This window comes from Xanthomonas sacchari (assembly GCF_040529065.1).
In the GTDB taxonomy this organism is placed as follows: Bacteria; Pseudomonadota; Gammaproteobacteria; order Xanthomonadales; family Xanthomonadaceae; genus Xanthomonas_A; species Xanthomonas_A sacchari.
This window is the reverse complement of record NZ_CP132343.1, coordinates 1,589,123-1,606,199: the sequence shown is the minus strand read 5'-3', so window position 1 is coordinate 1,606,199 and position 17,077 is coordinate 1,589,123. Positions and strand designations below refer to the sequence as shown.

General features: G+C 68.4%; 17 protein-coding genes. 9 read left to right on the top strand and 8 right to left on the bottom strand.

All coding sequences use genetic code 11. The features are described from left to right. Positions 1–39 precede the first annotated feature (39 nt). The 3 genes from RAB71_RS06795 to RAB71_RS06785 all read left to right on the top strand — a co-directional run bounded on the left by RAB71_RS06795 (position 40) and on the right by RAB71_RS06785 (position 1,850). A complete protein-coding gene (locus RAB71_RS06795; RefSeq protein ID WP_010342323.1) occupies positions 40–834 on the top strand; it encodes an EAL domain-containing protein in 795 nt (264 codons plus the stop codon). Positions 835–927: 93 nt separating this feature from the next. Then, on the top strand, positions 928–1,506 hold the full coding sequence (locus tag RAB71_RS06790) for a mechanosensitive ion channel family protein (protein ID WP_010342321.1): 579 nt from the start codon (positions 928–930) through the stop codon (positions 1,504–1,506). Positions 1,507–1,604: 98 nt separating this feature from the next. Beyond that, a complete protein-coding gene (locus RAB71_RS06785) occupies positions 1,605–1,850 on the top strand; it encodes a DUF2789 domain-containing protein (RefSeq protein ID WP_010342320.1) in 246 nt (81 codons plus the stop codon). 22 nt (positions 1,851–1,872) lie between these two features. Here RAB71_RS06785 and RAB71_RS06780 read toward each other — a convergent pair whose 3' ends face one another. Then, on the bottom strand, positions 1,873–2,139 hold the full coding sequence (locus RAB71_RS06780; RefSeq protein ID WP_010342319.1) for a DksA/TraR family C4-type zinc finger protein: 267 nt from the start codon (positions 2,137–2,139) through the stop codon (positions 1,873–1,875). Positions 2,140–2,246: 107 nt separating this feature from the next. After that, on the bottom strand, positions 2,247–2,780 hold the full coding sequence (locus tag RAB71_RS06775) for a DUF2058 domain-containing protein (RefSeq protein ID WP_010342318.1): 534 nt from the start codon (positions 2,778–2,780) through the stop codon (positions 2,247–2,249). A 116-nt stretch (positions 2,781–2,896) separates the two neighbouring features. Here RAB71_RS06775 and RAB71_RS06770 point away from each other — a divergent pair, with 116 nt between their 5' ends. Beyond that, positions 2,897–3,394 carry a M48 family metallopeptidase gene (locus tag RAB71_RS06770; protein ID WP_010342317.1) on the top strand — a complete coding sequence of 166 codons (498 nt, stop codon included), beginning with the start codon at positions 2,897–2,899 and terminating at the stop codon, positions 3,392–3,394. Between the two features lie 68 nt (positions 3,395–3,462). Then, the gene (locus RAB71_RS06765; protein WP_010342316.1) at positions 3,463–4,173 is read left to right on the top strand and encodes an rRNA pseudouridine synthase; all 711 of its coding nucleotides are present in this window, start codon (positions 3,463–3,465) and stop codon (positions 4,171–4,173) included. A 97-nt stretch (positions 4,174–4,270) separates the two neighbouring features. On the opposite strand, the gene RAB71_RS06760 is transcribed toward RAB71_RS06765, so the two are convergent. Then, complete coding sequence (locus RAB71_RS06760; RefSeq protein ID WP_010342315.1) at positions 4,271–5,077, bottom strand: SGNH/GDSL hydrolase family protein; 807 nt, start codon at positions 5,075–5,077, stop codon at positions 4,271–4,273. A gap of 494 nt (positions 5,078–5,571) precedes the next feature. Between RAB71_RS06760 and RAB71_RS06755 the strand changes: the two genes are divergently transcribed. Next, entirely contained in the window at positions 5,572–7,182 is a 1,611-nt protein-coding gene (locus tag RAB71_RS06755) for a PQQ-binding-like beta-propeller repeat protein (protein WP_175300588.1), read from the top strand. Between the two features lie 151 nt (positions 7,183–7,333). Here RAB71_RS06755 and RAB71_RS06750 read toward each other — a convergent pair whose 3' ends face one another. Then, positions 7,334–10,246: a TonB-dependent receptor domain-containing protein gene (locus RAB71_RS06750; protein ID WP_010342313.1), complete on the bottom strand. Its 2,913-nt coding sequence runs from the start codon at positions 10,244–10,246 to the stop codon at positions 7,334–7,336. 729 nt (positions 10,247–10,975) lie between these two features. Between RAB71_RS06750 and RAB71_RS06745 the strand changes: the two genes are divergently transcribed. Then, on the top strand, positions 10,976–12,376 hold the full coding sequence (locus RAB71_RS06745) for a serine protease (RefSeq protein ID WP_010342311.1): 1,401 nt from the start codon (positions 10,976–10,978) through the stop codon (positions 12,374–12,376). A 133-nt stretch (positions 12,377–12,509) separates the two neighbouring features. After that, the gene (locus tag RAB71_RS06740; RefSeq protein WP_010342310.1) at positions 12,510–12,677 is read left to right on the top strand and encodes a hypothetical protein; all 168 of its coding nucleotides are present in this window, start codon (positions 12,510–12,512) and stop codon (positions 12,675–12,677) included. A gap of 103 nt (positions 12,678–12,780) precedes the next feature. On the opposite strand, the gene RAB71_RS06735 is transcribed toward RAB71_RS06740, so the two are convergent. Next, positions 12,781–12,954: a DUF1328 family protein gene (locus tag RAB71_RS06735; protein WP_010342309.1), complete on the bottom strand. Its 174-nt coding sequence runs from the start codon at positions 12,952–12,954 to the stop codon at positions 12,781–12,783. Positions 12,955–13,275: 321 nt separating this feature from the next. Between RAB71_RS06735 and RAB71_RS06730 the strand changes: the two genes are divergently transcribed. Further along, complete coding sequence (locus RAB71_RS06730) at positions 13,276–13,764, top strand: pyridoxamine 5'-phosphate oxidase family protein (RefSeq protein ID WP_010342308.1); 489 nt, start codon at positions 13,276–13,278, stop codon at positions 13,762–13,764. Positions 13,765–13,818: 54 nt separating this feature from the next. Here the strand turns inward: RAB71_RS06730 and RAB71_RS06725 are convergent, their stop codons facing one another. From RAB71_RS06725 to RAB71_RS06715, 3 genes are all read right to left on the bottom strand, one after another. After that, on the bottom strand, positions 13,819–14,952 hold the full coding sequence (locus tag RAB71_RS06725) for a M50 family metallopeptidase (RefSeq protein WP_010342307.1): 1,134 nt from the start codon (positions 14,950–14,952) through the stop codon (positions 13,819–13,821). Between the two features lie 156 nt (positions 14,953–15,108). After that, on the bottom strand, positions 15,109–16,167 hold the full coding sequence (locus RAB71_RS06720) for an HDOD domain-containing protein (RefSeq protein WP_010342306.1): 1,059 nt from the start codon (positions 16,165–16,167) through the stop codon (positions 15,109–15,111). 317 nt (positions 16,168–16,484) lie between these two features. Beyond that, on the bottom strand, positions 16,485–16,967 hold the full coding sequence (locus RAB71_RS06715; RefSeq protein ID WP_029561998.1) for a nuclear transport factor 2 family protein: 483 nt from the start codon (positions 16,965–16,967) through the stop codon (positions 16,485–16,487). Positions 16,968–17,077: the final 110 nt, after the last annotated feature.

The following is a 17,077-nucleotide window of genomic DNA, read 5'->3' as shown; positions in this document are numbered from 1 at the left end:
AAGCGCATACTGCGATCTCTTCCACGGTCTCGGCTCGGCATGCTCCTGCGCTCTCTGTCCGCCGAACTCGGCCAGCCCGCCTGCGGCAACTGCCGCGATGGCGAGCCGCTGGATTTCGTCGTGCGCATGGCGTTCCAGCCGATCGTCGATGCCGCCACCCGCTCGATCTACGCCTACGAAGCGCTGGTGCGCGGCGAGGACGGCAGCGGCGCGGCGGCGGTGCTGGCGCGGGTCCGCCCCGAGCAGATGTACCGCTTCGACCAGACCTGCCGGGTGCAGGCCATCGCCACCGCCGCGCAGCTGGGCCTGCGCACGCGCCTGTCGATCAACTTCATCCCCAACGCGGTGTACGAGCCGGCGACCTGCATCCGCCTGACCCTGAAGGCGGCCGAGCACTTCGGCGTGCCGACCGGCGACCTGATCTTCGAGATGAGCGAATCCGAACGTGTCGCCGACCTGCCCAAGGTCGTGCGCATCCTGCGCGACTATGCGCAGCGCGGCTTCCTCACCGCGATCGACGATTTCGGCGCCGGCCACTCCGGCCTGAACCTGCTCGCCGATTTCCAGCCGCACCTGATCAAGCTGGACATGGCGCTGATCCGCGGCATCGACGCCAGTGCCGCACGCCGCCACATCGTCGGCGGCATCGTCGCGATGGCCGCGCCGCTGGGCTGCCGCATCCTCGCCGAGGGCGTGGAAACGCCCGAGGAGTACCGCGCACTGCGTGCGCTGGGCATCGATCTCTACCAGGGCTATCTGTTCGCAAAACCGGCGCTGGAGGCGCTGCCCGAGGTCACCGAGGCGCAGTGGGACGCGCTGGAGCGCGCCGACTGAGCGACGCGCTGCCGCACAGCGCACGCCAGCACGACTTGCCCGCAGCGGCCACGCTTGCGACCATCGCGCCTCCCCTGCGCGCTCCGAAGTGCAATGCCTTCGCTCCATACCCTGCTGCCGCCGTGGACACACCGCTGGCTCGATGTGATCGTGCCCGGCGCGCAGATCGTGCTGATCGTGCTTGCGGCCTGGTTGCTGCGGACCGTGTTGCGGCGGCTGATCCGGCGCCTGGGCGAGCACCACGCGCTGCCGCCGGAACTGGTGCTGATGGCGCGCCGCGGCAGCGGCTTCGTGATCTACGCGGCGGCGCTGCTGCTGATCCTGGACCGCTTCGGCGTGTCCGGCACCGTGCTGTGGACCGCCTTCACCGGCTTCGCCGCGGTCGCGGCGGTGGCGTTCTTCGCCGCCTGGAGCGTGCTGTCCAACATCTTCTGCACGCTGCTGATCTTCACCACCCGCCCGTTCCGCCTGCACGATCACATCGAGCTGCTGGAGAACGGCGAGAAGCCCGGCCTGAAAGGCCAGGTGATCGACATCAACCTGATCTACACGACGCTGCGCGAGGAACGCGACGGCGACGGCGAGAGCGTGCTGCAGATCCCCAACAGCCTGTTCTTCCAGCGCAGCACCCGCCGCTGGCGCGGCCATCCGGTGCCGCCCGGCCTGGGTTGAGCCTCGACGCCGACGCTGACGCCATGCACATGGCGCAGCCGCTATGGTCGACGCCAGCCGCCTCGTGCGGCGCTCCTCTCTTCCCGACCAGGTACTGCATGGAACCCGTCATCCCCCCGTTCGCCGACCTTTTCGCCCAGCTCGGCCTGCCCAACAGCGAAAGCGAGATCCGCCAGTTCATCGCCCGGCACGCGCCGCTGCCCGATGACATGCGCCTAGAAGAAGCACCGTTCTGGACGCCAGCGCAGGCGCAGTTGCTGCGCGAGGAACGCCTGGAAGACGCCGATTGGGCGATCGTGGTCGATCAGCTCAACATCGCGCTGCACGCGCAGCCCAAGCCTTGACCCGACCGCGCCGGCTGGAGCATCAACGCAGCTGGCTGTCCTTGCTGCCGCGGCGGTTGTAGCCGCTGTGCTCATGCTGTGCGCGGTCCTGCGCGTCCTGGCAGGCCACGCACAGACGCACGCCCGGCACCGCCTTGCGCCGCGCCTCGGGAATCGGCGCATCGCAGTCCTCGCAGTGGCTCAGCCCCGGGCCCTGCGGGAGTTGGCTGCGCGCCCGCTTGATCGCATCCTCGACGGTCGCATCGATCTGGTCCTGCACCGCGCCGTCGCCTGCCCACCCAGTGGCCATGGTCGTCTCCGCACTGTTGCCTTGCCTGGATGATGCGGCCGGCACCGGCAAATGCAATGCACGCAGGCTTCACCTAGCCGAGACGTTCATGCGGCGCCGCGCCGCAATCACCAGATCAGATCGTCCGGCACCTTGAACTGGCTGTAGTAGGGATCGTCCTCGCCGCTGGCCGGCGTCGCCGCCAGCGCATCGAACACGATGGTCGCAGGATCGCGGGCGACGATCTTTTCCACCACTGCGCGCGGCACTGGCACGTAGCCGGCATCCAGCCGCGCGATCGCCACGCTGCCGGCGATCAGTTGCGTGCGCAGCGCTGCATCCACGCGCAGCCGCTGGATCTTGCCGGCATCGGTGAAGTGGTAGTCGATCTCGCCGTCGGCCTTGAGCTTGTGGTTTTCGACCAGTTGCCGCGCCTGCGCGCGCTGCTCCTGCGCACGCGCCTGCGCGTTGCGTTCGGCGGACAGGGCGCGGTCGCGCTCCACCCGCTCCTGCCGCAACCGCTCGCTCTCGCGCTGCTCGGCGCTGGGCGGCGGCGGGGTCTTGCCCTGGCGCGCCTTGGCCTGCTCGCGCGCGACCTGCGCCACCTGGCTCTTCTTCACCAGGCCGGCCTTGAGCAGTTGCTCCTGCAGGGGGTTGCGCATCGGAAGCGTCCACGGACTCGGATTCGGGAGCCGCATGATACCCGCAGCGCCGGCAGCCGCCCGCGAAGGCACGGGTGTCGGATGCCCTGACGCACGCGGCACGCTAAGGTGGCGGCATGGAGACCCTGCGCTATCTCGTAGGCTACCCGCCCCATGTCCTGGACCAAGTCCGCGAGATGATCGCGCGCCAGCGCCTGGGCGACTGGCTGCGCAGACGCTACCCCGAGGCCAACACGGTCCGCACCGATCGCCAGTTGTACGACTACACGCAGGCGCTCAAGGACCGTTGCATGCGCAGCGCCGAGCCGCTGCACAAGGTGATCTACGACAACCGCCTGCAGGCGGTGAAGCACGCGCTGGGCACCCACACCACGGTGTCGCGGGTACAGGGCGGCAAGCTCAAGGCCAGCCGCGAGATCCGCATCGCCGGCGTGTTCCGCGATGCGCCGGCGGCGTTCCTGCCGATGATCGTCGCCCACGAACTGGCGCATCTGAAGGAAAGCGCGCACAACAAGGCCTTCTACCAGCTGTGCGCGCACATGACGCCGGACTACCACCAGTTGGAGTTCGACCTGCGCCTGTACCTGACCCAGTTGGAACTGGGCGAGCACTGAGACGCCGCTGCGTGGCAGCGCCCCCGCGACGCCCGTACACTGCGCCCCCGACCGATCGCGTACTGCCGATGTCCAGCCCCGTCCGTCTCGACAAGCATCTCGCCGCCCTGCTGCCGTGTTCGCGCGGCGAGGCGCAGCAGTACATCGAGGGCGGCTGGGTCAGCGTGGACGGGGTGGTGGTCGAGGAACCGCAGACGCCGATCACCACCCAGCAGGTGACGCTGGCGCCCGACGCGCAACTCGGCCCGGCGCAGCCGGTCACGCTGCTGCTGCACAAGCCGGCCGGGATGCGCGCCGAAGACGCGCTCGCGCTGGCGACGCCCGGCACCCGCAGCGCGCTGGATGCCAGCGACATGCGTGTGCTCAAGCGCCATTTCCTGCGCCTGAGCCTGCCGCTGCCATTGGAGAGCGAGGCCAGCGGATTGCTGGTGCTGAGCCAGGACCGCCGCGTGCTGCGGCGGCTGAGCGAGGACGCGGCCACGCTGGAGCAGGAATTCGTGGTGGAGGTCAGCGGCACCTTGCAGCCCTATGGCCTGCACCGGCTCGCGCACGGCCTGCGCCATGGCCAGCGCACGCTGCCGCCGTGCAAGGTCAGCTGGCAGAGCGAACAGCGCCTGCGCTTTGCGATCAAGCACGTGCAGCCGGGCCAGTTGCACGACATGTGCGCGCAGGTCGGACTGCAGGTGAGCGGACTGCGCCGCCTGCGCATCGGCCGGATTTCGCTGGGCAAGCTGGCGCCGGGCGAGTGGCGCTATTTGCCGGAGGGGGAGCGGTTCTGAGGGGCGACGGGCGCTGCGGCGAAGATCATTGTTTCCGGCGGTCGTACCCTCACCCCAACCCCTCTCCCGGGGGGAGAGGGGCCAGGAGCGTGCGTGCTCAGGGCTTTGCCAGCGCGCGCTGGATGGCCTGCTCGGCCAGCGGCGCCATCACCGCATAGCCGGCGTTGTTGGGGTGCACGCCGTCGATGGCCACGGTCTTGTCCATGCCGCCGTCGCGGTTGCTCAGCTTGCTGTAGTAGTCCAGATACACCGCGCCCTGCTGCTGCGCGTACTGCTGCATCCAGGCATTGAGCGCACGCACCTTCTGCGCCGGCTGCAGGCCCGGCCGCCACGGATAGTCGGTCACCGGCAGCACAGAGGCCAGTACCGCCTTGATGTGGTGGGCCTGGGCCAGTTCGGTCATCGAGCGCAAGTTGTCCTCGATCATCTCCAGCGTGGACAGCCCGGTGTTGCCGGCCAGGTCGTTGGTGCCGGCCAGGATCACCACCACCGCCGGCTTCAGGTCGATCACGTCCTGGCGGAAGCGCACCAGCATCTGCGCCGTGGTCTGCCCGGAAATGCCGCGATTGACGTAGGCGGACTTGCCGGGGAAGAACGTGGTGCCTTCGCGGCGGCCCCAGGCGTCGGTGATGGAATCGCCGTAGAACACCACGCGCGGCGCGTCCGCTGCCGGCGCCGGCAGCGCGGCGTTGTCGGCGCGATAGCGCTGCAGTTGCGCCCAGTCCAGCAGCCGCTGCTGCATCGCCTTCACTTCGTCGGGCTTGAGCGTGTCCGGCGCACGCGTGTACAGCGCATCGACCTTGCCCTCCAGCGCCGCGGTGGACGTGGGCGTTGCCGCCTGCACGGCGCCGGAAGCAGTGGCGCACAGCGCGATGGCGAGGGACAACAGCGAGGGGCATTTCATCGAGGCATTCCTTGTGCGGACAACAGTGATCGCACAGTGTAACCAACCGTCCGGATTGCCCATGCGGCGCTGCCGCAGCGCCGCCGCGACTGCGTCGTATCGCAGGCGATTCAGCCGGTGCTCACGCTACGGCGATCGCCGGCAGCATCGATGGCGCATATCGCTGGGCTCCGTCGCCATGTGCATCGTGGCGCACGGTCGATGCCTTGCAACGCAGGGCTGCGACCGCCATCGCACCGTGCACCGACATGCGTCACGCGCGTGCCGCGGCGATGACAGCGCGATGCCGTCGCCATCGTTTTTCGCTATCACCGCAACCTTTTGCGACCGCCCTAACTTTTTCGTAAGTACATGACACACAAGGATTTCCACTTCTAGGATGGCCGCGGACGTGACGGGGGGATCCTCACTCCCAAGCCCGAAGGACATCCATGAAAACGCGTGATGCACACCAGAACCTCTCCCGCCTGCGGCTGGCGTTGATTCCCGGCTTGATGTTCAGCGCAGTGGCGATGGCGCAGTCCGCAGGCACCGCAGCGGCAGCGACCGATACCAGCGCCGCAAGCGCGCAATGGCGCAGCGCCTTTTCCGGCGGCACGCCGTTCGCCACGCACAGCCTCTGGGACAGTGCCGGCGGCGGCTTCCTCAACACCCGCTTCGCGCCCGGCGAATGGCAGATCACCCCGTTCAACGCGGCGCGCCTGAAGACCGCGTGGACCTTCACCACGCAAGGCGACGTCTCGGCCACGCCGACCGTGCAGGGCACGGCGCTGTACGTGCCGGACTGGGGCGGCCAGCTGTATCGCATCGACACCGACCTGGGCAAGGCGGTGTGGCAGGTGAAGCTGGCCGACTACACCGGCATCGCCGGCTCGCTGTCGCGCAACAGCCCGGCGATCGCGCGCGACAGCGTGCTGGTCGGCGACCAGGCCAGCGGCACCGTGCTGGCGATCGACAAGACCACCGGCAAGCTGCTGTGGAAGACCCTGGTCGAATCCAACCCGCAGGCGCGCATCACCGCCTCGCCGGTGATCTACGGCGACCGCGTGTATGTCGGCGTGTCCTCGGGCGACTGGGGCGGGCTGAGCGCCGGCTACAAGTACACCTTTCGCGGCAGTGTCGCCGCACTCGACCTGAAGACCGGCAAGCTGCTGTGGAGCTTCCGCACCGCGCCGGAGGGCTACACCGGTGCATCGGTGTGGGGCACGCTGGCGATCGATCCGCTGCGTCAGCGCGTCTACGCCACCACCGGCAACAACTACTCGGTGCCGACCGAGGTGGCCAGCTGCGTCAAGAACGCCAACGGCGACAAGACCGCGCAACTGGCCTGCATGGCGCCGGACAACTACGTCGATTCGGTGCTGGCGCTGGACATGCGCAGCGGCAAGCCGGTGTGGACGCGCCGCCTGCAGGGCGCCGACGCATGGTCGCTGTCGTGCCTGGTCGCGCCGACCAATGGCCTGTGCCAGGACCCGCAGGGACCGGACTACGACTTCAGCGGCGGCGGCGCCAACCTGTTCACGGCGATCCGCAACGGCAAGCCGCAGGCGCTGGTCGGTGCCGGCCAGAAGAGCGGCGTGTACTGGGCGTTCGACGCCGATACCGGGCAGACCGTGTGGTCGACCCAGGTCGGCCCGGGCGGCACCGCCGGCGGCATCGAATGGGGCTCGTCGGTGGATCCGTTCTCCGGTCGCGTGTACGTGGCCATCAACAACAACGAGCACACGCCGTACACGCTGGCGCCGGGCAACACCGAAACCTGGAACGCCGGCTCCTGGGCCGCGCTGGATGCGGCCAGCGGCAAGATCCTGTGGCAGGTCAAGGTGCCGGGGACCGATCCGGTGCAGACCGCGTTCGGCGCCGGCGGCCGCGGCCCGCTGGCGTCGTCGCCGGGCCTGGTCTATGCCGGCTCGATGTCCGGCGCGATGACCGTGCTCGATGCCAAGACCGGTGCCACGCTGTGGAGCTTCGACGCCGGCGGTTCGGTGTCCAGCGCACCGGCGATCGTCGATGGTGCGGTGTACTGGGGTGCCGGCTATAGCCGCTTCAACTTCGGCACCGGGGTCAACAAGCTGTACAAGTTCGTGCCGTCGAGCCGGCGCTGAGCGCAGCCCGCGCTCGCGGTAACGCGTCCATCGCCTCTCCTGCGCAAGCGGGAGGGGCGATGTTGCATCTGGAACGCACCGCCTCGCGCGGGCATAAAAAAAGCCGGCGGGCTTCGCTTCCACGAAACCCGCCGGCCTGTCGGCGTGTTGCTCAGTTGAACGTGTAGTCCAGCGTCAGGAACATTTCCCGGCCGTTGTACTCGCTCGCGGTCTGCCCGGTGGTGACGAACTCGAAGCCGCCGGCGTAGTACGGAATCGCACCGACCTTGTCGAAGATGTTCGACACGGCGAGCTTTGCATGCAGATCCGGGGTGATCTGCAGGCCGACCGAGCCGTTCCAGGTGATCCACGCCGGCGCATGGCCGCGGTAGGTGGTGTCCTGCACGGTGACCTGGTTGCCGTCCTGGGTGACCTGGCACACGCCGGTGGAGATCGTCTCGCCGCCATTGGACACGGTGACCATGCTGGGCTGGATGCCGTTGGGCAGCACGTCGCAGCCGGCGTAGTTGGGTGCGCGCATCCGGCCGTTGCGCACGCCGGAGATCGACACGTTCCAACGGCCCTTGGTCCAGTCGGCGATCCAGGTCATGCGGCTGGCCACGTTTTGGTAGCGGGTGTTCTGCAACGGATCCGACGCCAGCACGCGCTGCTTGTACGACAGGTTGTTGGTGTAGTTGATGCCGGCGCGGAAATCGCCGTAGCCGTCGGTGTGGAACTTGTAGTCCAGCGTCGCGTCGACGCCGGCGACGTACAGCGAGGCTTCGTTGATCGGGCCCGATTGCACCGACACGATCTGGCCGTTGGCGTCGCGCGTCACCATCTGGGTGACCATCCGGCAGTACTCCGATCCGGCCACGTGCGCCGTGTACGGCGACAGGCCCGAGGTGCCGTTCGGCTTCAGGCCGGTCAGGCAGCCGGCCTCGTCGGCGAGCACGGTGTCCTGGCCCAGGTACTGGATGGCGTTGTCCACGCCCATGTTCCAGTAGTCGGCCGACACCGAAAGCCCCTGCACGCCCGGCACCTGCCAGACGAAGCCGTAGGTCCAGGAGTGTCCGGTCTGCGGCAGCAGCAGGCGGCTGCCGTTGGTGTAGAGCGTGTAGTACTGCGAGGTCGGGCGCTGCACGCTGTTGCACCAAGTGTTGTTGTTCTGCCCGGCCTTGATCGCGTTCACGCACTGCAGCGGGTCGGCATAGAAGCCCACCGGCGAGGTCGAACCGGTCAGGTAGATGGCCTGCATGTCCGGCGCCTTGAAGTTGGTGCCGTAGCTGCCGCGCAGCAGCAAACCGTCGTACGGACGCCACTCCAGGCCCGAGCCCCAGGTACGGGCGATGTCGGCACGGCTGGCGTCGTTGTACTTGTCCAGGCGACCGGACAGCGTCCAGGTCACCGTGTCCAGCACCGGCAAGCGGAACTCCGTGCCCAGCGAGAAGCGCTGCCGGGTACCGGCGCCGGTGAGATACGCGCCGAACGGGTTCTGGAAGGTGGACGGATCGGCCGCGCGCGGGTCGGGCGACAGCTTGAAGCCGTTGTGCGCGGCTTCGAACACCGCGGCCCAGCCCACCGACCGATCGGCCCAGGGCAGCGTGAACAGGTCGCCGTTGACGCGCAGTTGCGCCTGGTCGAGCCAGGACGAAGCGGTGTTCACGCCGGTCACCGCGAACTGGTCGTACTGCTGCGGGGTGATCGGGTTCCAGAACTGCTGCCAGTTGAACGCGTAGATCGGCAGGCCGTCGGCGGTGGTGCCCTGCTGCTGGCCGAGGAAGAAGTTGTTGGTGGCCTGCGCGTTGTAGCCGGTGAACTCCTCGCGGACGATGTACTTCTGGGTGTTGAGGTTGAGGTCCCAGTTGAAACGGCCGTCGAACACGGTGCCGCGCAGGCCGGCCTGCAGGTTCCAGTTGCGCTCGCGGTCGTAGGTGTTGGCGCTGACGCCGATCTCTTTCTGGGTTAGCTGGCGGATCACCTGGTTGACCGTCTGCCCGGTGGTCTGGTCGTAGAACGGGCCGGCGCTGAACACGTTGAGCTGCGTGTTGGAGATGCCCACGGTCTGGTACAGCGCGGCCGAGCCGTAGAACTGCAGACCGTTCTGGAAGTCGTACTCGCCCGCCAGATAGCCGCTGTTGCTGATGCTGCCCGGGGTCAGCACCCAGTTCTGGAACAGCGCCGGCTGCGCGCAGTAGAAGCCGTTGTCGGTGACGCCGGTGACCTGGGTGCCGTTGGTGGTCACCGAGTGCGACTGGGTCAGGCGCGAGTTGGTGAACTTGTCGCAGGTGCCGGCGGGCGGCGTGATGTAGCGGCCGTTGGCGTCGGTGGCCGACAGGGCGATCGCGCCGGCGGCGTCGTACTGGTAGCCGAACATGCGCGAGGCCGGCCCCCAGGCGCCGTAGCCCGCGTCGGCCACGGAATCCTGGTAGGGCCGGTCCATGCCCCACAGCGCGCTGCGGTTGGAGTGCTCCAGGTTGTAGGTCACGTGCCAGTTGTCGCCCGCGCGGCCACCGACGAAGTTGATGTCGCCGTAGTCGCGGCCACCGCGCGTCGCACCGCCCAGGGTGACCTGCAACTGGTTGCCCTGGTAGTCCTTCTTCAGGATCACGTTCACCACGCCGGCGACCGCATCCGAGCCATAGATCGACGACGCGCCGGAGGCCAGCACTTCGATGTGATCGATCATCCCGGTGGGGATGTTGTTGAAGTTCTGGAAGTTGCTCTGCTTGTTGAGCGGCTGCGGGTAGTCGACCACGCGATGGCCGTCGATCATCAGCAGGCTGAACCCGGGGCCGAGTCCGCGCAGGTTCACCGAGCGCGCATTGACCGAACTGGAGCCCCACGAGGCCGGGTCGGACACCTGCTGGCCCACCTGCGGCAGCGAGTCGAGGAATTCCCACAGCGTGGTGTAGCCCTGCTTCTTGATCTCTTCGCCGGTGATGGTGACCACCGGCGCAGGGCCTTCGACCTCCACGCGCGGGATCAGCGATCCGGTGACCGTCACCGCCTTGAGTTCGACCGGCTTGTCGGCCTTGCCGGCACCACTGGGCGGGGCCGCGTCATCGGGCGCGGATTGCGCCATGACAGAGGGCGCCCACAGGGCGAGCGCAACGGAACTGGCGATGAGTCCACGCCGGAAAGCGATTCTGTTCACTGGTCTCCCCCCACAGGAGCGATCGATGTTCGAGATGTGTCGAGCCCGCCCTAGCCCCCTGGCCTCGCGCGGGCCGTCCGCGAAGCGGTGCATACACGAACAAAAAGTTCATATATGTGACGCCAGCGTTATAGGCCGAATTTGAATCGATGCAAGCTGCGTTGCAGCACAACGCGGTTCGATTTAAGTAATTGAATCTACTGAAATTTGTCGGAAAGCTTACAGAAAGGTTGCAGCCGCTTCGAGTTCGCCGGTCCGGGGACTCCCAAGGGGTCTGGCGCTGCGGCGAAGGGCGCGCAAGCAGGCACGCCAGGCGACGCCGACGGCGCAACATCGCTTGGCGAACGCCTGTCGCATCGATCAGATGGCCGTGCCGCGCTGTCACCGCTGTCGCCGCGTCACCACGCAAATCGCGCCACCTCACGTCCACTGCGCGGCACGATGGAACGCACCGACATGCCAGCAGCGCGAGGCGCTTCTTTCGCGCCATCACACGCAATGTGAGCAGCTGTCTACGAAACCGGCCTTCCGAGCGTGACGCCTGGCACGCAATCGTGGGGGCGTCGCCCGTAGCCTCGGCAGGCACCCTGAACTCGGGTGCAATGGCATCCGGTCCCCTGCCGGATGGTCTCGTCCCTCTTCGCAAAAGGAAGATCGATGAATCGCAAGCATGCGTTGTACCTGGCGTTGCTGGCCGGCATTGCCGGCATGTCCCCCGTCGCCATGGCTGCCACTCCCCCAGCAGCCGAAATGGATTCCGCCCCGGTCGAAGCCCGCCCGGATGCCGCCGCGCTCGGTGGCGCCGAATTGCGCAGCCTCACCCCGGGCAGCGCACACGCCCCGCGCCTGATCGAACTGGCCGCGCCCGACAGCACCAAGGCGGCGGCGATGAAGCAGGCACGCGGGCAACAGGTGAAGAACGGCCAGCCGCTGCAGATCGGCTTCTCCCGCGACGTCGCCAAGCCCGACATCAACCTGCGCCGCCTGTCCTGGCAGACCCTGCCCAATGGCGCGCAGGTCACCAGCTTCGAGATCGTCTCGACCAATGCGCAGGCGCTGCGCGCAGCGCTGCAACTCAGCGGCAGCGGCGCCCAGCCCGGCGATCCGCGCAAGGCGACGCTGCGCTTCGCCGGCGAGGATGGCCGCGTGTTCCAGCAGAGCGGCGCCGATTTCGCCGGCAGCCAGCCCGGCTGGTCGGCGGTGATCGCCGGCGCACGCATGGTGGTGGAGATCGAACTGCCGGCCGGCCAGTACCCGCAAGGCTTCACGCTGAAGATCCCGCAGCTCTCGCACCTGGACATCAGCCCGGTGGCCAGCGACACGATGATGCGGCCGATGATCGGCGAGAGCGATTCGTGCGAGCGCGACATCGTCTGCCGCGCCAATCCGACCTCCGGCTTCACCTCGGCGGCCAAGTCGGTGGCGCGCATGACCTTCACCAGCGGCGGCAGCACCTACCTGTGCACCGGCACCCTGCTCAACAACAGCAATTCGCCGAAGAAAGCGATGTTCTGGAGCGCGGCGCACTGCATCAGCACCCAGACCGTGGCCAATACGCTGCAGACCTACTGGTTCTACGACGCCACCACCTGCGGCGGCTCCACGGTCAATTCCAACTACACCACGCTCGGCGGCGGCGCCTACCTGCGCTATACCAACACAACCCGCGACACCACGCTGCTCGAGCTCAAGAGCGCTCCGCCGAGCGGCGCGTTCTATGCGGGCTGGAGCAGTTCGGCGATCGGCTCCACCGGCACCGCGATCGAGGGCATCCACCACCCGGCCGGCGACGTCAAGAAGTACTCGCTGGGCAAGGTCACCGCGCTGTCCAGCTCCATCGACGGCAAGTCGCCGCTGTACCGCGTGCAGTGGAGCACCGGAGTCACCGAAGGCGGCTCGTCCGGCTCCGGCCTGTTCACCGTCAACAGCAGCGGCGCCTATCAGTTGCGCGGCGGCCTGTATGGCGGCTCTTCGTACTGCAGCGCGCCGAGCGATCCGGACTACTACTCGCGCTTCGCCGACGTGTATTCGTCGATCCAGCAGTACCTGAGCCCGTAAGCCAAGGTCCGGGAGGGCCGTACTCCCGCACCTGCGCCTAGGACAGGCCGTCTCACACGGGCGGCCTGTCCGTTTCGCACGCGGTGGCACACACCGGCTACACTCGACGCATTCCCCTACCGGCAGATGCGCATTGGCCAAGCCCAATTACTCTTTCGAAAAGCGTCAGCGCGAGCTGGCCAAGAAGAAACAGCAGGAAGAAAAGGAAGCGCGCAAGCGCGAAGCGCGTGCCGCAGCCGCCAAGCCTGCCGCGGACGGCGACGCCGCACCGAACGACACCGACAGCGCCAGCGACACCTAGGCCATCGCGGCATGGCAGGCGCCTGCCGCCCAGCGTGACGCTTCCATCCAGTGCCCCTGTCGCGCGACACACCTGCATCGGCGCGACCTGACCGGCCTCGCGCTCAGTCGACCTTCTTGGCCAGCATCGTGCCCAGCACGAACAGCACCAGGGCGATGACGATGCCGGCCCAGAACAGGAACTTGGCGACGCCCATCGCCGCGCCTGCCACGCCGCTGAAGCCGAGCGCGCCGGCGATGAGTCCGATGATGGCGATGATGATGGCCCACTTGATCATGATGCGGTCTTCCCGAAACGAGGACATGCGCACGCCGTCGCGGCGTGCACTGGCGCCGGCAAATGGCCGGCGCTGATGTCGGAGACTAGCCAGCGCGGGATGCGCACGTGGTGAAACGCGGATGCACGCGCCGTGCACGCATCGCCACCACGTATGCTGAAGCACTAACCGCATGTTGGCGGTGCAGTGCTGCAGCAACACGCGCGGAACCTGCGCATGCACGCACCGCCTCTGCACATCGCCTCCACCCTCCCGTCACGGACCGCGCGCGCCCCGCCCGGCACAGTGCAGCCGGGCACTGTCGCCCGCTCGGAGATCCGCATGGCCAGCCCGCAGGAACTGGAAGAGAAATTCTGGAAGGCATTGAAGTCCGACCGCACCGTGATGCTGGGCCTGGACGGCGTCGAGGACGGCCACGCCCGCCCGATGACCGCGCAGTTCGAGGGCGATCGCGGCGGCCCGATCTGGTTCTTCACCTCCAAGGACAACGCGCTGGTGCAGAAGCTGACGCAGAGCCAGCGGGTGATCGCGGCGTTCAGCGCCAAGAACCACGATCTGTTCGCCAGCATCAGCGGCACCCTCAGCGTCGATAACGACCAAGCGGTGATCGAGCGCCTGTGGAATGGCTTCATCGACGCCTGGTACGAACAGGGCAAGGACGATCCCAAGCTGGCGCTGCTGCGCCTGGATCCGGACCACGCGCAGATCTGGCTCAACGGTTCGAGCCTGATGGCCGGCATCAAGGTGCTGTTCGGCATCGACCCCAAGCGCGATTACCAGGACAAGGTCGCCGACGTGCCGCTGCGCTGAGCGGCACGCAACGCGATGCACGCCAGCCGGCCGTTCGCCGGCTGGCAGATACCATCAACGAACCGACGCGACCGGCAAACGCTGGCGGATGGCCTCACGCAGCCCGCGTTCGCACTGTCGCGTCGCTGCGTCCACGTCGTTCTCGGCCAAGGCTTCGGCACGCGCCAATGCAACCAGTGCGGCACGTTGGTCGCCACGCCGCGCCGCCATCAGCGCCTGGCAGCGCGGCCGCAACGCCGGCACCGCCCAGTCGAGGTCGGCCGTCAGCGCCGCATCCAGGGGATCGGCAGTGTCCTCACCGGCTATCGCCCGTGAGAACGCAAGTTCGCAACGCAGCAGCGCGATCATGGTGTGCCAGGATTCGGCGACCGGCGCAGGCAGCGTCGCGACCTGCGCCTCGAAGTCCGGCTGCAGGGCCGCGACTTGTGTCCACTCGCCACGGTTCTGCATGGCTTTCAGCGTGAACCAGACATAGAAAAACCAGCCATCGCCGTCCGCGAGCAGGGCCAGGCGGTGTGCCGGCAACTTGTCCGCAGTGACGCCGCGAAGCGAGAGGCCATTGAGTTCGGCCAGTACATCGGACAGGGCGTCCGGATCGCGCCGCCGCGCATGTTCGAGCAACTTCAGACCATCGCTGCCGCCGAGTGCGCTCTGCAACGGCACCAGGTTGCCCAACCCGACTGCCAGATTGAACGCGGCTGCGCCGGTGCAGAACGCGCCGCTGGTGCTGCCCAGTCCCAGGCGCCATGCCAACAATCCGCACCCGGCCGCCGTCAGCAGATTGGCCAGCGGACCGCCGGCGATCAGCAGCAAATATTGCCGGCGTACCGCCGCGTAGGGATTGGGCACCGCGATCACGCTGCCCGCGTTGTCACCCGGACGCTGCCGCTGCCAGCGGATCCGCCAGCCGCGACGGCGCGCGAGCAACTGCAGCGGCCCCACGTGCACCCGGTACACGGTCATGCCGATCGCCCGCCCCGCCAACACGTGCCCGCCTTCGTGGATGGCGACCGTGACCAATGCCGCCAGCGGGAACAGCAGCATCACCAGGAACGGCTCCAGCGAGGACGTGACCACGTGCGCCAGGGCGAAGCAGCCGGCCAGCATCGCCAGCGCCCCCACGCTCATCAGGACCCAGCGGACGCCACGGAACAGCAGATCGAGCCAAGGCGGCGGCGCCCAGGGCATGGCGGGTTGTGCCCCGGCACTCATCCGCACCTGCCCTCGTGCTGCGCGCCCAGCACCGCACCGCGCAGCGCGCCCCCCGCGCCGTACCGCGTCTTTCGTCGTCTACCGAGTCCTTGCACGTTTCGCCTGTGCCGTCCGAGCGTGCGCCTGTCGCGACTAGCGACGATAGCGCACCGCCAGTTGGGCGGCCGCGGCGGCGCGATGCCGGCGCAGCGCCAGCCCGAGCGGGCTCATGGTGGCGACATCGGCGTCGCCCGACTGCTCTTCCAGGGCGCGCTGCACCCGTGGCGACAGCCCCCAGTCGGCGGAAATGGCCTTGGCGCAGTGCGCCGACCACGCCTCCAGCATCTCGGTCATCGCCGCCGGCGTGGGGGCTGCCTCGGCGTGGCGTGCATGGACATCGCGCAGCACCTGCACCACCGAGACCGCGCCCAGCCCGCACAACAGCGCCAGCAATTGCGCGGCGTTCGCATCCTCGCGGTCGGGGACCTGGGAGGCGGCATGCGCCGACAGCAGGGTGTGTTCCCACAGCACCGCCGCACAGCGGCCGAAGACGCTGCCGTCGTCGACGATCACCGGCTGCAGCAGCGCCGCCAGCACGATCTGGCGCAGGCCCTCCGTACCGAGCAGGGCCACCGCCCGCTCCAGGTTCTCGATCGGCTCGGGATGGCGGCGGTAGACGACGCTGTTGGCGATGCGCAGCAGATTGCCGGCCAGCGCCGGATCCTGGCCGAGGATCGTGGCGATGGCATGGGCGCCGGCAGCCGGATCGTTGATCGCACGGGTGAGCTGCGGCAGCAGATGCGGGCGCCGCGGCGTATAGCGCGGATGCGCGTCGATGCGCGCCAGCACTGCGGCGGCATCGGCCATGACCGCCGGTGCGACCGCGGCCGATGCAGTGACCGGCCGCCCGGCGAACGCCAGTTCGCACAGCCGCGCCAGGATCGCGGCGTCCGGCACCGGCTCCAGGTCGAGCAGGGCCGGGTCGGCGAACGGGTCGACGCCCTGCTCCGCGGCGTCGACAGGCGCGGCTGGCGCAGTGCGTGCAGACGCGGCCGGCGTGTCGGGCAGGCCGGCATCGTCGGCGCCGACGCGCGCCTGCGGCGCCTCGGCCGCATCGCCTTCGCCACGGCGCAGCCACCACCAGAGTCCGGCTCCCAGCACCAGCACACCCGCACTGATGGCAATCCACATGATCGGCACGATCGTCGTCATCCGCAAAACATCGCCAGGTCCCCGCGCCCGGCCACCGGTGCGCGCCCATGCGGCGCGCCATGTCATTCAAGCACGCCGCGCGGGTTTCTGCGCAACGTCGGCGTCACGCAGCCGCCGACCTCCGTCAGGTGGCCATGGACAGCGCGCGATCGCACAAGCCGGTGGCAAGCAAGCGGCGTGCCGCAGCGCCCGCCAGTGCCCTGTCCCGCTGCTGCGCCGATGTCCACAGCGCACCGCGCAATGTGCGCGGCCGATCCGGGTCCAGGCCCAGGGACGCACGACGACTCGCCTCTCGGCGGCGACGGGACCGGGCGCGCTCAGTGCGGCGCCGGCGCGGGCACCGTGCGATGGCCGTAGCTGAGCACCCGGGTCAGCTTCCAGCCGTCCGGGTCCTGGCGCCACACCATCACGAACTTGGCGATGCCCTCGCAGCGGCCGCTGGCCAGTTCGCAGAAGCGGTGTTCGCCTTCCTCGATCGCGCCGAAGTCCTTGACCGGGTAGACCCGCAACGTGCCGGGCAGCAGTTCGCGGCGGACCTTGCCGCAGATCCATTTGCGCGTGTTGTCGACGACGCTCGCGCGGTCCCGGGTGACGCCGCCGGTGTCGTGATAGAACTCTACGTCCGGCACGAACATGGACTCGAACGCGGTCATGTCGCAGCGGTTGTAGGCATCGAACAGGCGCTGATCCAGCGCCGCGACGGTGTCGAACAGCGGCCCCGCCGCGCCGTCATCGGCCGGTTCCGCCGCGCCGGCCACCGCCGTGCATGCGATCAGCCACAACGCTCCCCAGGCTTTCATCGGCAACTTCCCCGTGTGTCGATACGCCACTATGGGCCTGTCGCGACAGCGGCCGCAACACGGCTGCATGCGGGCGCGCGGCCGCCTGCGCGACGCACGCCTGCCGCAGC